13 protein-coding genes are annotated in these 13,219 nt (G+C 56.4%); 4 read left to right on the forward strand and 9 right to left on the reverse strand.

All coding sequences use genetic code 11. From position 1 onward, the window contains the following. The first annotated feature begins 78 nt into the window (after positions 1-78). Positions 79-1,416: an adenine permease AdeP gene (gene adeP / locus OTG14_RS15755; protein WP_024907880.1), complete on the forward strand. Its 1,338-nt coding sequence runs from the start codon at positions 79-81 to the stop codon at positions 1,414-1,416. A gap of 92 nt (positions 1,417-1,508) precedes the next feature. Here the strand turns inward: adeP and OTG14_RS15760 are convergent, their stop codons facing one another. The 9 genes from OTG14_RS15760 to rpmH form a co-directional block, all read right to left on the reverse strand. Then, a complete protein-coding gene (locus OTG14_RS15760) occupies positions 1,509-2,075 on the reverse strand; it encodes an NADPH-dependent FMN reductase (protein ID WP_014833835.1) in 567 nt (188 codons plus the stop codon). 36 nt (positions 2,076-2,111) lie between these two features. Continuing rightward, positions 2,112-2,858, reverse strand: coding sequence for a 4'-phosphopantetheinyl transferase family protein (locus tag OTG14_RS15765; protein ID WP_267215343.1), 747 nt, complete (start codon positions 2,856-2,858; stop codon positions 2,112-2,114). Between the two features lie 122 nt (positions 2,859-2,980). After that, positions 2,981-3,952 carry an HTH-type transcriptional regulator YidZ gene (yidZ, locus tag OTG14_RS15770; RefSeq protein WP_267215344.1) on the reverse strand — a complete coding sequence of 324 codons (972 nt, stop codon included), beginning with the start codon at positions 3,950-3,952 and terminating at the stop codon, positions 2,981-2,983. Next, on the reverse strand, positions 3,921-5,096 hold the full coding sequence (locus tag OTG14_RS15775; protein WP_267215345.1) for an MFS transporter: 1,176 nt from the start codon (positions 5,094-5,096) through the stop codon (positions 3,921-3,923). The genes yidZ and OTG14_RS15775 overlap by 32 nt, the downstream gene beginning before the upstream one ends. Positions 5,097-5,207: 111 nt before the next feature. Beyond that, entirely contained in the window at positions 5,208-6,572 is a 1,365-nt protein-coding gene (mnmE, locus tag OTG14_RS15780) for a tRNA uridine-5-carboxymethylaminomethyl(34) synthesis GTPase MnmE (protein WP_021242672.1), read from the reverse strand. 72 nt (positions 6,573-6,644) lie between these two features. Continuing rightward, complete coding sequence (gene yidC / locus OTG14_RS15785; RefSeq protein ID WP_032648576.1) at positions 6,645-8,288, reverse strand: membrane protein insertase YidC; 1,644 nt, start codon at positions 8,286-8,288, stop codon at positions 6,645-6,647. Between the two features lie 2 nt (positions 8,289-8,290). Continuing rightward, positions 8,291-8,548 carry a membrane protein insertion efficiency factor YidD gene (gene yidD / locus OTG14_RS15790; RefSeq protein ID WP_001307474.1) on the reverse strand — a complete coding sequence of 86 codons (258 nt, stop codon included), beginning with the start codon at positions 8,546-8,548 and terminating at the stop codon, positions 8,291-8,293. Then, the gene (gene rnpA, locus OTG14_RS15795) at positions 8,512-8,871 is read right to left on the reverse strand and encodes a ribonuclease P protein component (protein WP_032640303.1); all 360 of its coding nucleotides are present in this window, start codon (positions 8,869-8,871) and stop codon (positions 8,512-8,514) included. The genes yidD and rnpA overlap by 37 nt, the downstream gene beginning before the upstream one ends. A 16-nt stretch (positions 8,872-8,887) precedes the next feature. Continuing rightward, entirely contained in the window at positions 8,888-9,028 is a 141-nt protein-coding gene (rpmH, locus tag OTG14_RS15800) for a 50S ribosomal protein L34 (protein WP_000831330.1), read from the reverse strand. Positions 9,029-9,627: 599 nt separating this feature from the next. Here rpmH and dnaA point away from each other — a divergent pair. Genes dnaA through recF form a run of 3 tightly spaced genes read left to right on the forward strand, consistent with a single transcriptional unit; the run spans position 9,628 to position 13,200 of the window. Then, positions 9,628-11,022, forward strand: coding sequence for a chromosomal replication initiator protein DnaA (dnaA, locus tag OTG14_RS15805; protein WP_010426558.1), 1,395 nt, complete (start codon positions 9,628-9,630; stop codon positions 11,020-11,022). 4 nt (positions 11,023-11,026) lie between these two features. Continuing rightward, on the forward strand, positions 11,027-12,127 hold the full coding sequence (dnaN, locus tag OTG14_RS15810) for a DNA polymerase III subunit beta (protein WP_008500170.1): 1,101 nt from the start codon (positions 11,027-11,029) through the stop codon (positions 12,125-12,127). Continuing rightward, entirely contained in the window at positions 12,127-13,200 is a 1,074-nt protein-coding gene (gene recF / locus OTG14_RS15815; protein WP_032648574.1) for a DNA replication/repair protein RecF, read from the forward strand. The genes dnaN and recF overlap by 1 nt, the downstream gene beginning before the upstream one ends. Positions 13,201-13,219 lie beyond the last annotated feature (19 nt).

Raw genomic sequence — 13,219 nt, forward strand, 5'->3', positions numbered from 1 at the left:
GTATCACGTAACCGCCACTATTGTCGCATTTTGGTATAGGATAGCGACGAATTTTCCCTCCTTGTTCGGAAATTGATGATGAGTCAACAACACACTACCCAGACGTCTGGTCAGGGTCTGCTTGAGCGCGTTTTCAAACTGCGCGAGCACGGCACAACGGCACGCACCGAAGTGATCGCGGGTTTCACCACCTTCCTGACGATGGTCTATATCGTTTTTGTGAACCCTCAAATTCTGGGCGTTGCTGGCATGGATACCAGCGCCGTCTTTGTAACCACCTGCCTGATCGCCGCCCTTGGCAGCATTCTGATGGGTGTGTTCGCTAACCTGCCGGTTGCGCTGGCACCGGCGATGGGCCTGAATGCGTTCTTCGCGTTCGTGGTCGTTCAGGCGATGGGGCTGCCGTGGCAGGTTGGCATGGGCGCCATCTTCTGGGGCGCGGTTGGTCTACTGCTGCTGACCATTTTCCGCGTGCGTTACTGGATGATTGCAAACATTCCTGTGAGCCTGCGCGTGGGCATCACCAGCGGTATCGGTCTGTTCATCGGTATGATGGGGCTGAAAAACGCCGGCGTTATCGTGGCGAACCCGGATACGCTGGTGAGCATCGGTCACCTGACCTCTCATAACGTGCTGCTGGGCGTGCTGGGCTTCTTTATCATCGCGATCCTGGCTTCCCGCAATATTCACGCGGCGGTGCTGGTGTCTATCGTGGTCACCACCCTGCTGGGCTGGATGCTGGGCGACGTTCACTATAACGGCATCGTTTCCGCGCCACCGAGCATCTCTACCGTTGTTGGTCACGTCGATCTGGCGGGCTCCCTGAACCTGGGCCTGGCGGGCGTGATTTTCTCCTTCATGCTGGTGAACCTGTTCGACTCCTCCGGCACGCTGATTGGCGTGACCGATAAAGCGGGTCTGGCGGATGAAAAAGGGAAATTCCCGCGGATGAAGCAGGCGCTGTTTGTGGACAGCGTCTCCTCTGTAACCGGTGCGTTTATCGGAACCTCGTCTGTTACCGCGTACATTGAATCTTCTTCCGGCGTATCCGTGGGCGGCCGTACCGGCCTGACGGCGGTGGTCGTGGGTATTCTGTTCCTGCTGGTGATCTTCCTCTCTCCGCTGGCGGGCATGGTGCCTCCGTACGCGGCGGCGGGTGCGCTTATCTACGTGGGGGTGCTGATGACCTCCAGCCTGTCACGCGTGAAGTGGGATGATTTAACCGAAGCGGTGCCGGCGTTTATTACCGCCGTGATGATGCCGTTCAGCTTCTCGATTACCGAAGGTATCGCGCTGGGCTTTATCTCTTACTGCGTAATGAAGATCGGTACCGGCCGCTTCCGCGACCTCAGCCCATGCGTCATCGTTGTGGCGCTGCTGTTTGTGCTGAAGATTGTGTTTATTGACGCCAAATAAACAGTAAGCCCTTTTCTTCGAAAAGGGCTTTAGTGTTTGTTCCCTCTCCCCGTGGGAGAGGGTCAGGGTGAGGGCATCAGGCCGCAATGATCTTACGCCTTCACTCGCTTAATATAATCCCCGAACGCCGTCAGCTGGCCAGAGAGATGGTCGCGCGTGCTCTGATCCACCACCTCACCCGTTTGCGGGTCGACCTTATTCTGAATCACTCCGCCCATAAATTCCGGCTTGTTCATCACCATCGCATCGAGGAATACCAGGATCTGGCGCAGGTGATACTGGCAGCGCGCGCCGCCAATCGCGCCCATGGAGCTGGTCTGGATCAGCACCGGTTTGCCTGACAGCGGCTGCTCAGGTAAACGGGACAGCCAGTCGATGGCATTCTTCAGGCCACCCGGAACCGAGTAGTTATACTCTGGCGTGACGATGACCACGCCGTCGGCCTGGCGGATCTGTTCGGCCAGCGCCTCAACGCTCTGCGGGAACCCTTCTTCCTGCTGGACATCCGCATCATACAGCGGAATATCGCCAATAGACGGCAGGGCGCTAATTTCCATACCTGCAGGCGCCAGCTGTGGCAGCGTGCGGGCTACCATCCCGTTAAATGAACCTTTGCGCAGGCTTCCCAGTAAAGTAACGACTTTCAACGTATCAGACATGATTACTCCTGTTTCATCATGATGACCCTGATTGGATCAGCTAAGGGTGAATGCTTTTTCTGCCGGTAAACTGGTTAAACGCATCAGGCGTGCGGCGGGCTCGTTGGCGCGCTCGGGCACATCAGGAAGGCTACGCCATCCCTGTTGACTGTCAAATTCCCAGATTTTCATGCGTTCGATGGCGGGGGTAACCGCAATGGACCAAATGAGCACATCCTCTGCGTCACTGAGCGCCTCTACCAGCGTGGCCTGAGTGGCACGAAGACGTCCGGAGCCTGGCAGCAGCTGCAGCAGGCTGGCGTCGTCTGAGGCGCATCCACAGAGCTTGCGAATGCTCTGGCGTAAGGTAATGAGCTGGGCTCTGGCTTCGACAGGATCGTTCTGGTTGCGGACCCACAGCTTCTCATTGCTGGAGAGCGGATAGTCTTCATGCGCATTACCGCCATGGAAGCTGCGCGTCGCGCGCTGAAGTTCCATATCGAGCCCACAATCCCCTTCGGTGGTCAGCGCGACGCCAATGATATTGCCCGCGTAGGCAATCGAAAAACAAGGGAGATCCGGGTCGGCAAAGACCGGACGGCCTTCGGGTTGGGTAATGATATCCGGCAGCTCGCTGGTGCCGTACAGCATAAACAGCAGTTCTGCGAGAAGCGCTCTGGACGCTAAAAACCGCGTCCTGCGGTGTTCCGGGAGAGTGAGTGCTTCAGTATGACACGCTGAAGAAATTCTTGCCGATACGAGACGTCCTTCCGTAAGTATCCCTCTTGCAAAGTGCGTAGCCATTTTTCGCTCCTTGATAATGGTCGTAATCGGTTAAACGGTTACATGATTATCGCTTAACTTGACTCCTGTTTTAATCAGTAAATGGGAGTAAGAGAAGCCTTAGGACCGAACTTTACATTTTCTTAGGCAAAAATTGGATCGCTCGCACCGTACAGCGCCTTGATGGTCTCCCGCAGCCAGAGGATTTTTGGATTGTGGCTGTTCCGTTTATGCCAGATCAGCGTGAAGGGAACGGTAAGCTTTTCAGCCTGCGCTTCGTCAATGGGAATAGGAAGCGCGATCAGCTTCCGCTGGTGGAGTTCATTGTAGTGATGGCAGTAGTGCGGAGCCGTGGCGATATAGTTATGGTTGGGCTGCGCCGCCATAAACATCGCCTGTTCAAAGCCCGGCAGGCTCATGGCGATCGTGCGCTCGCGTCCCATCTCCTTTAGCACCTCATCAAGCGCCCAGGTGTCGCTGCGTTCCCAGAAGATGCTGATATGGGGATAGCGCAGGAAGGTCTCCAGATTCCACTCTTGCTGAAGCGCCGGATGATCCTCGCGCAAATAGACGCAGGGGCGATCGCTGAACAGAATTTCGTAGTCGATAAACCACGGCATCAGCTTAAGCAGCTCGCGGGATCGCGGATGCGTTTCACGCCCGGTGAAGCCCAAATCCACCTCGCCACGCGTAATCGCGTCCAGCGAGTCGTAATCCCACTGGCGCATTTTCACCGTAGCCTGCGGATAGCGCTGGTTCACCTGCTCCAGCAGAGTATTGAAGCGAATCAGCATCAGCGGCGTTTCCGCGGCCAGCACGAACGTCAGCCTGCCCGGAGAATCATGGTGGAATTTATCGAGGATTTGGTTGCCGATTTGCATCCAGTCAGCCAGATCCTGCTCAAGACTTACCGTCAGTGGCGTCGGCAGCAGCCCTAGCGGCGTTTTGACAAACAGCGGGTCGTCAAACCAGTCGCGCAGCTTGGCCAGCGATTTGCTCACCGCCGACGGCGTCACGTTCATCCGCTTCGCCGCTTTGGTAACGCTGCGCTCCTGCAGCAAAAGCTGCAGGCACAGCAACAGGTTAAGATCGAGACTGCTGATGGGCTTCTTCATAGTGCGCCGCGGGCCGGATGACCATAAGTAAGGTAATGCACAGTATGCTACAGCCAATCAGAACCCCGATCAGCATATTCAGCGCGTTAAGCCCGATGACCGCCGCCAGCCAAATCCACAGCGACGAGCCGCAGACCTGCGCGATCCCCAGCACCGAGCTTGCCACGCCTGCCCGCAGCGAGAAGGGGCCAAGCGCCTGGCTCATCGCCACGCCAAAGCCAACCGAGAACCCGGCGCAAATCAGGGTAATACCCACCAGCATCACCGCATGTGAGCTGGTGGTCGCCAGGATCGCGCCTGCGGCGAGGAATAAAACCTGTGAGGTCAGCATCAGCGTGCGCTGGCTGAAAACATTTAGCGCAAACGGGGTGGAGAACGAGACCGCCATACTGACCATGGCGGTTAATGCCATCACCGTTGAATACTCACCGCGATCGAAGCCCATGGTTTCCATCAGTAAAACCGGGGAAACGTTTACATAGGTCAGGATCACCGCCACGCTTAACGTGGTCACGGCCAGACGGCTGAGGAAAAAGCGGTTGAGAAGCTTCTCTGCCGGGTGAATGGTGGCAGTATGGCCGGTATTCTGCGAGCCCGGGTGGGTCTCTTTCAGCACGGCGATGGATAAGGTAAACACCAGCGCGCCCATGGCCGCCATGGTCCAGAACAGGCTCTGCCACGGGAATTTCAGCATGATCAGATATCCCACGACCGGGGCCAGCACCGGGATGATGCAGGTAATACCGTTCAGCATCGAGAGTACCTTAGCGCGACGCTGGGCGCTTAGGGTGTCTCGCAAAATGGCAAACGCCACCACGTAGCAACCACCGGCGCCAATACCCTGGATAAACCGTCCGGTCAGGAACACGGTGCTGTTCTGCGCCTGCGAGCAGAGAAGAGAAGCCAGGGCAAAAATGATGGCGCCGGTTATGGCGACAGGCTGACGGCCTGCCTTATCCGCGATCTTCCCGGCAAACACCATCGACGACGCCATCCCCGCGAGGTAGGCCGAAAACGCAATATGCAGCTGCGCTTCGCTGGCACCCAGATCGCGGGCGATGTGCGGTAATCCCACCAGATACATATCAATACCAGACGGATAAAGCAGAACTAATGCGAAACTACAAAACAGAAAACGCGCCATAAACCCCCCATAGATGCAGGCATGCAGGATAGGGGGTGAAAAGGGATTAGGCGAGTTGCCATTTGGACAATGGTGATTTCCCAGGAGGAAATCACCATTAATTAGCGGGCATTACTTACCAATACAGAAGCTCGAGAAGATCCTTCCCAGCAGATCGTCCGACGTAAACTCCCCGGTGATTTCGCTCAGATTCTGCTGCGCCAGACGCAGCTCTTCCGCCAGCAGTTCACCCGCCCACGCGCCGATCAGCTGTGCTTTACCCTGAACAAGGTGATTTGCCGCCTCTTCCAGCGCCTGCAGGTGACGACGACGCGCCAGGAAGCCGCCTTCCATGCTGGTGTCAAAGCCCATGCTCTGCTTGAGATGGTTACGCAGGTCGTCAACACCTTCACCGGTCCGCGCCGACAGGCGAATCAGTGAGTGACCATTCACATCGCTAATGCCGAGCGTTTCGCCGGTCACGTCTGCTTTGTTACGCACCACGGTGATCGGCAGTTTCGCCGGCAGACGGGCGATAAAGTCTGGCCAGATCTCAGCCGGGTCAACGGCGTCGGTGGTGGTGCCGTCCACCATAAACAGCACGCGGTCGGCCTGCTCGATCTCCTGCCAGGCGCGCTCGATACCGATACGTTCCACTTCGTCGCTGGCATCGCGCAGACCGGCGGTATCAATGATGTGTAGCGGCATCCCGTCGATATGGATATGCTCACGCAGCACGTCGCGGGTGGTCCCGGCAATGTCGGTGACGATCGCCGCTTCACGGCCCGCCAGGGCGTTCAGCAGGCTCGATTTCCCGGCGTTAGGGCGTCCGGCAATCACCACCTTCATCCCTTCACGCAGCAGGCTGCCCTGGCGCGCTTCGGCACGGACGGCGTCGAGATCGGCCATCACCTGGTTGAGCTGGGCTTCGATTTTGCCGTCAGAGAGGAAGTCGATCTCCTCGTCCGGGAAGTCGATAGCCGCTTCCACGTAGATGCGCAGGTGAGTAAGTGCTTCCACAAGGTGATTCACACGCGCGGAGAATGCCCCCTGCAGCGAGTTCAGGGCGGAGCGGGCCGCCTGTTCGGAACTGGCATCGATCAGGTCTGCAATGGCCTCCGCCTGCGCCAGGTCGAGCTTGTCGTTGAGGAAGGCACGCTCGGAGAACTCGCCCGGCTTCGCAATGCGCAGGCCCGGCAGGGTCAGAATACGTTTTAACAGCAGGTCGAGGATAACCGGCCCGCCGTGGCCCTGAAGCTCCAGCACGTCTTCACCGGTAAAGGAGTTCGGGCCGGGGAACCACAGCGCAATGCCCTGGTCCAGCGGCGTGCCGTCGGTGTCCTTAAACGGCAGGTAATCAGCGTAGCGCGGCTTTGGCAGTTTACCCAGCACCGCTTCGGCCACCTCGCGCGCCTTCAGGCCGGAGATGCGCAGAATGCCTACACCACCGCGTCCCGGTGGGGTTGCCTGGGCGACGATAGTGTCGTTATGGCTCATGGTTGCTCTCGTTCAATACAAATAAAAAAGGCGGTCAATCGACCGCCCTTATTTTAGCGTTAACTTACCGAATCAGGACTTTTTCTTTTCGCGGCTATGCAGGCCACGTTTTTCCAGACCACGGTAAATCAGCTGCTGCTGGATGATGGTCACCAGGTTGCTGACGATATAGTACAGCACCAGACCTGACGGGAACCACAGGAAGAACACGGTGAAGATGACCGGCATAAAGGTCATGATCTTCTGCTGCATCGGGTCGGTCACGGTGGTCGGCGACATCTTCTGGATGAAGAACATCGTCACGCCCATCAGGATCGGCAGGATGTAGTACGGGTCCTGTGCGGACAGGTCATGGATCCACAGGGCGAACGGCGCGTGGCGCAGCTCAACGGAACCCATCAGCATGTAGTACAGCGCAAGGAAGATTGGCATCTGAATCAGCAGCGGGAAGCAACCACCCAGTGGGTTCACTTTCTCTGCTTTGTACAGGGCCATCATCTCCTGGCTCTGACGCTGTTTGTCATCGCCCAGACGCTCACGCATTGCCTGAATCTTCGGCTGCAGCATGCGCATCTTCGCCATGGAGGTGTACTGCGCTTTGGTCAGCGGGTACATGATGCCACGAACGATGAAGGTGATAACGATGATGGAGAAGCCCCAGTTACCCAGGAAGCTGTGGATGAACTTCAGCAGCTTAAACAGCGGCTGAGAGATGAACCACAACCAGCCGTAATCTACGGTCAGATCCAGGTGCGGCGCAACAGCGGCCATTTTGTCCTGAATTTCCGGGCCGACCCACAGGGTGCTTGCCAGCTTACCGGTTTGACCCGGCTGAACCAGAACCGGCTGAGATTTGTAGCCGATGGCTGCAAGACCGTTACCCAGGTTCGCGGTATAGAAGTTGTTGGTACCGTCGTTATTTGGCACCCACGCAGTGGCGAAATACTGCTGCAGCATTGCCACCCAACCGCCTTTAGCGCTGACGTTCAGGTTTTCGTTATCGGCAATGGTGTCGAATTTGTATTTCTCATACTTCGCGTCTGGCGTGGAGTACGCCGCGCCACGGAAGGTATGCAGCGCAAAGTTGCTGCTTCCGGTATCACGGTGTGACGGCAGATTGATGGACTGCTTCAGCTGGCCAAAGGTCGACAGCTCCAGCGGTTTCGCACTGGCGTTCTGTACGCTGTAGCCCACGTTCACCGCATATTCACCGCGTTTCAGGGTGAAGGTTTTGGTGAAGGTGTTGCCTGCGGCGTCGGTGTACGTCATCGGGATCGCGAGTTCGTTCTGACCATCAGCCAGCACAAAGGTGTCGTTCTCGACGGTATACAGTGGACGCGCACCGTTAGCCGGATTATCCGGGCCATCACGACCGGTCAGGCCGCTCTGCGCCTGGTAGATAAACTCAGGCGTGGTTTCCAGTAACTGGAACGGTTCGTTAGACTTCAGCTCTTTCGGGTAGGTTAACAGCAGCGCCTGCTCAACATCACCACCACGGGTGTTGATTGTCAGCTCAAGCACATCGGTCTTAACCGTAATCTGTTTCCCCTGGCCACTGGCCGGTACGCCCTGGTCGGCGGCGCTACCCGCTGCGGTGGTCGTAGTCTGCGTGACCTGCTGCTGGGGTTGAGGATTTTTATCCTGCTCCCACGCCTGCCAGATCATGAAAGACACGAACAACAAAGCGATGATAAGAAGATTGCGTTGCGAATCCATCGTTAGTGTTCTCTGGTATCAAAGGGTCCTGGGGGGACGGGGTCGTCTCCACCTGGGTGTAAAGGGTGGCATTTTAATACGCGTTTCACCGTCAACCAACTGCCTTTTATCACTCCAAACCTGCGCAATGCCTCAATTCCGTAGCTTGAGCATGTTGGTGTGAAACGGCAGTGCGGCCCGAGTAGCGGACTAATCAGGCGTTGATAGACCCGAATGAGGGCTATCAGGACCCGTGAGCCAGGCGACAGTGGCGGCGCCATAATTTTTCCAACGCTTCCGAGAGAGCACGGTTATCGAGGTCGGCAACCCCTTTCTTCGCCACCACCACGAAATCCATTGAAGGCAGTTCGTGCTGACGTAAACGGAAGCTTTCACGCGTCAGACGTTTAATCCGATTGCGTTCATGCGCACGCTTAACATTTTTCTTGGCGACTGTGAGACCGATACGGGGATGCCCCAGCGAATTTTGGCGGCCGAGGATGGTGATTTGCGGCGTGCCAGCCCGTAGTGGCTGCTGGAAGACGAAAGTGAAATGAGCGGGAGTTAACAAACGTAACTCCCTGGGAAATGCTAGCTTAACCACTCAGGGGTTAGCTTTATTACTTGGAAACGGTCAGACGAGCGCGGCCTTTAGCACGACGACGTGCCAGAACCTGACGACCATTTTTAGTAGCCATACGAGCACGGAAGCCGTGAGAACGGTTGCGCTTCAGTACAGACGGTTGAAAAGTGCGTTTCATGGCGATTTCTACCTAAACTTGAATAAATTCACTGACTTTTGCGTATACCCGAACGAGTTTCGAACGACTAACGCCTCAGCGTGGGTGATTAAAGAGGCCGGATTGTAATAATTGTACACTCCGGAGTCAATTCTCTTTCCTTATTTCCCGCGTATTTCCGCACGTTTTCGCGTGGAAAATGAGCAACGGACGACGCAGGAAGATGAGCATCACGCGCCGGGTCGAGGATTATACGGGCTCAACGATAAAGCGCAAGGATCGTCCCGGATCTTCGTTAGATCATTTAAGCAAAAAATTGTCTGTGCTCATTAATTTTTCCAATATGCGGGCTAAATCGTGGGGCACTCCCGTCAGGATCGTTTACACTTACCCGGTTTCGGATCTTCCTGTGGATAAATCGGGAAGAATCTGTGAGAAACAGAAGATCTCTGGCTCAGTTTAGGCTATGATCCGCGGTCCCGATCGGGATCCCAGGATCCTGGTCAGGATAAATTGCAGATAGCAATTCGCACGTCCCCCTTTACACAGGGTCATGTCGATGTGCGCCAACAATCATGAATATTCAATAGTTTTCTTTTATTGTTCGAGTGGAGTCCGCCGTGTCACTTTCGCTTTGGCAGCAGTGTCTTGCCCGATTGCAGGATGAGTTACCAGCCACAGAATTCAGTATGTGGATCCGCCCGTTGCAGGCGGAACTGAGCGATAACACGCTGGCTTTGTATGCGCCAAACCGTTTTGTGCTCGATTGGGTAAGGGACAAGTACCTTAATAACATCAATGGACTGCTGAACGATTTCTGCGGGTCAGATGCCCCACAGCTGCGCTTTGAAGTGGGTACAAAGCCGGTCACCCAAACCGTTCGTGAAACCGTGAACGTCGCAGCGCCTGCTCAGGCCGCTCCTGCTCCGGCCCCTCGCGTCGCCCCCGCTCGTCAGGGCTGGGATAATGTTCCCGCACCGGCTGAGCCAACCTACCGCTCTAACGTTAACGTGAAACACACGTTCGATAACTTCGTTGAAGGTAAGTCGAACCAGCTGGCGCGCGCGGCGGCTCGCCAGGTTGCTGATAACCCCGGTGGAGCCTACAACCCGCTGTTCCTGTATGGCGGCACGGGTCTGGGTAAAACGCACCTGCTGCATGCGGTGGGCAACGGCATTATGGCGCGCAAGCCCAATGCCAAAGTGGTGTATATGCACTCCGAGCGCTTCGTTCAGGACATGGTAAAAGCCCTGCAAAACAATGCGATCGAAGAGTTTAAACGCTACTATCGTTCCGTTGACGCGCTGCTGATCGATGACATTCAGTTCTTTGCTAATAAAGAACGATCGCAGGAAGAATTTTTCCACACCTTCAATGCCCTGCTGGAAGGTAATCAGCAGATCATTTTGACCTCGGATCGCTATCCAAAAGAGATCAACGGCGTTGAAGATCGTCTGAAATCCCGCTTCGGCTGGGGCCTGACCGTGGCGATCGAGCCACCGGAGCTGGAAACCCGCGTCGCGATCCTGATGAAGAAAGCCGATGAAAACGACATTCGCCTGCCGGGCGAAGTGGCGTTCTTCATTGCCAAGCGTCTGCGCTCCAACGTGCGTGAGCTGGAGGGGGCACTGAACCGCGTTATCGCCAATGCCAACTTCACCGGTCGTGCGATCACCATCGATTTTGTGCGTGAAGCGCTGCGCGATTTGCTGGCATTGCAGGAAAAACTGGTCACTATCGACAATATTCAAAAGACAGTGGCTGAGTACTACAAGATCAAAGTGGCAGATTTACTGTCTAAACGTCGTTCCCGCTCGGTGGCGCGTCCGCGTCAGATGGCTATGGCGCTGGCAAAGGAGTTAACCAACCACAGTCTGCCGGAAATCGGGGACGCGTTTGGTGGCCGTGACCATACGACCGTGCTGCACGCTTGTCGCAAGATTGAGCAGTTACGCGAAGAAAGCCACGACATAAAAGAAGATTTTTCCAATCTAATCAGAACATTATCATCGTGACGCTATGAAATTTACCGTTGAACGTGAACATTTATTAAAACCGCTGCAACAGGTGAGTGGCCCATTAGGTGGCCGCCCAACGCTGCCTATTCTCGGAAACCTGCTGCTTCAGGTCGCGGACGGTACGCTGTCGCTGACCGGTACAGATCTGGAAATGGAAATGATCGCGCGCGTTACGCTGACGCAGCCGCACGACGCGGGCGCGACCACGGTTCCGGCACGTAAATTCTTTGACATCTGCCGCGGGCTGCCGGAAGGCGCTGAAATCGCCGTGCAGCTGGAAGGCGACCGTATGCTGGTGCGCTCTGGCCGCAGCCGTTTCTCGCTCTCCACGCTGCCTGCTGCGGACTTCCCAAACCTGGACGACTGGCAGAGCGAAGTGGAATTCACCCTGCCACAGGCGACGATGAAGCGTCTGATTGAAGCCACGCAGTTCTCCATGGCGCATCAGGACGTTCGTTACTACTTAAACGGCATGCTGTTCGAAACCGAAGGTGAAGAGCTGCGTACCGTGGCCACCGACGGCCACCGTCTGGCGGTCTGTTCTATGCCGATTGGCGATTCACTGCCAAACCATTCGGTGATCGTGCCGCGTAAAGGGGTGATTGAGCTGATGCGTATGCTCGACGGTGGCGACACGCCGCTGCGCGTGCAGATCGGCAGCAATAACATCCGCGCCCACGTGGGCGACTTTGTCTTCACATCGAAGCTGGTTGACGGTCGTTTCCCGGATTATCGCCGCGTATTGCCGAAGAACCCGGACAAAACGCTGGAAGCAGGCTGCGACAGCCTCAAGCAGGCCTTTGCCCGTGCCGCGATCCTCTCTAACGAGAAATTCCGCGGCGTGCGCCTGTACGTGAGTGAAAACCAGATCAAAATCACCGCTAACAACCCGGAGCAGGAAGAGGCAGAAGAGATTCTGGACGTCACCTACGCCGGGGCTGAGATGGAAATCGGCTTCAACGTCAGCTACGTGCTGGATGTGCTGAACGCGCTGAAATGCGAGAACGTGCGCATCCTGCTGACCGACTCCGTTTCGAGCGTACAGATTGAAGATGCCGCATCACAGTCGGCTGCCTATGTTGTCATGCCAATGAGACTGTAATGTCGCTCACCCGTCTGTTGATCCGCGACTTTCGCAATATCGAAAGCGCGGATCTCGCTTTATCCCCTGGCTTTAACTTCCTGGTTGGCGCGAACGGCAGCGGCAAAACCAGCGTGCTTGAGGCCATCTATACGCTCGGCCACGGCCGGGCGTTTCGCAGTTTGCAGATTGGTCGCGTCATCCGCCACGAACAGGAATCTTTTGTTCTGCACGGGCGTTTGCAGGGGGCGGAGCGGGAAACCGCCATCGGCCTGACCAAAGACAAGCAGGGCGACAGCAAGGTGCGCATCGACGGTACCGACGGCCATAAGGTGGCGGAGCTGGCGCTGCTGATGCCGATGCAGCTGATAACGCCGGAGGGGTTTACTTTACTCAACGGCGGCCCCAAATACAGAAGAGCGTTCCTCGACTGGGGATGCTTTCACAACGAAGCCGGATTTTTTAACGCCTGGAGCAACCTGAAGCGTCTGCTCAAGCAGCGTAACGCCGCGCTGCGCCAGGTGACGCGCTACGCTCAGCTGCGTCCGTGGGACATGGAGTTAATTCCTCTTGCGGAACAGATCAGCCGCTGGCGTGCCGAATACAGCGCAGGTATCGCCGAAGACATGGCCGACACCTGCAAACAGTTTTTACCCGAATTCTCTCTCACCTTCTCCTTCCAGCGCGGCTGGGAGAAAGAGACGGATTATGCCGAGGTGTTAGAGAGAAACTTCGAGCGCGACCGCATGTTGACCTACACCGCGCACGGCCCGCACAAGGCGGATTTCCGCATTCGTGCCGACGGCGCGCCGGTGGAAGACACGCTGTCGCGCGGGCAGCTCAAGCTCCTGATGTGTGCGCTACGTCTGGCACAGGGGGAGTTTCTCACCCGCGAGAGCGGGCGGCGCTGCCTGTACCTGATAGATGATTTTGCCTCGGAACTTGACGACGCGCGGCGCGGGCTGCTTGCCAGCCGCTTAAAAGCCACGCAGTCGCAGGTTTTCGTCAGCGCCATTAGCGCTGAACACGTTATAGACATGTCGGACGAAAATTCGAAGATGTTTACCGTGGAAAAGGGTAAAATAACGGATTAACCCAAGTTGAAATGAGCGA

Source organism: Enterobacter pseudoroggenkampii (genome assembly GCF_026420145.1).
In the GTDB taxonomy this organism is placed as follows: domain Bacteria; phylum Pseudomonadota; class Gammaproteobacteria; order Enterobacterales; family Enterobacteriaceae; genus Enterobacter; species Enterobacter pseudoroggenkampii.

Excerpts from the sequence above, each read along its gene's own strand:
- adeP (WP_024907880.1), top strand. The coding sequence starts at position 79 with ATGAGTCAACAACACACTACCCAGACGTCTGGTCAGGGTCTGCTTGAG.
- OTG14_RS15760 (WP_014833835.1), bottom strand. The coding sequence starts at position 2,075 with ATGTCTGATACGTTGAAAGTCGTTACTTTACTGGGAAGCCTGCGCAAA.
- OTG14_RS15765 (WP_267215343.1), bottom strand. The coding sequence starts at position 2,858 with ATGGCTACGCACTTTGCAAGAGGGATACTTACGGAAGGACGTCTCGTA.
- yidZ (WP_267215344.1), bottom strand. The coding sequence starts at position 3,952 with ATGAAGAAGCCCATCAGCAGTCTCGATCTTAACCTGTTGCTGTGCCTG.
- OTG14_RS15775 (WP_267215345.1), bottom strand. The coding sequence starts at position 5,096 with ATGGCGCGTTTTCTGTTTTGTAGTTTCGCATTAGTTCTGCTTTATCCG.
- mnmE (WP_021242672.1), bottom strand. The coding sequence starts at position 6,572 with ATGAGCCATAACGACACTATCGTCGCCCAGGCAACCCCACCGGGACGC.
- yidC (WP_032648576.1), bottom strand. The coding sequence starts at position 8,288 with ATGGATTCGCAACGCAATCTTCTTATCATCGCTTTGTTGTTCGTGTCT.
- yidD (WP_001307474.1), bottom strand. The coding sequence starts at position 8,548 with ATGGCGCCGCCACTGTCGCCTGGCTCACGGGTCCTGATAGCCCTCATT.
- rpmH (WP_000831330.1), bottom strand. The coding sequence starts at position 9,028 with ATGAAACGCACTTTTCAACCGTCTGTACTGAAGCGCAACCGTTCTCAC.
- dnaN (WP_008500170.1), top strand. The coding sequence starts at position 11,027 with ATGAAATTTACCGTTGAACGTGAACATTTATTAAAACCGCTGCAACAG.
- recF (WP_032648574.1), top strand. The coding sequence starts at position 12,127 with ATGTCGCTCACCCGTCTGTTGATCCGCGACTTTCGCAATATCGAAAGC.